1 protein-coding gene is annotated in these 285 nt (G+C 59.6%); it reads left to right on the top strand.

Features of this window, described 5'->3' with window-relative positions; translation table 11 throughout:
• Window positions 1–40 precede the first annotated feature (40 nt).
• On the top strand, window positions 41–285 hold a 245-nt coding region (locus tag AAEY78_RS12645; RefSeq protein WP_352339681.1), incomplete at its 3' end, for a phage major tail tube protein.

Raw genomic sequence — 285 nt, 5'->3', positions numbered from 1 at the left:
CCTCGGAGTACTTGCTCACCCTGAAGGGAGGTAACTGATTATGGCGGGTGGCGTCCAAATCAACCGGATCACGAACGCCAACGTGTATCTGAGCAACAATTCCATGCTCGGCAAGGCTGAGGAAATCAAGCTGCCGGACATCCAGGCGATCATGGCCGAGCACAAGGCGCTCGGCATGATCGGCAAGGTCGAGCTGCCGGGCGGCCTGGACAAGCTCGAAGGCGAGATCAAGTGGAACTCGCTCTACGCCGACGTGGCGAAGGCGATGGCGAACCCGTTCAAGGC

Source organism: Psychrobacter sp. 16-MNA-CIBAN-0192, assembly GCF_040309565.1.
In the GTDB taxonomy this organism is placed as follows: domain Bacteria; phylum Pseudomonadota; class Gammaproteobacteria; order Pseudomonadales; family Moraxellaceae; genus Psychrobacter.
This window is presented reverse-complemented; position numbering and strand designations above follow the sequence as displayed.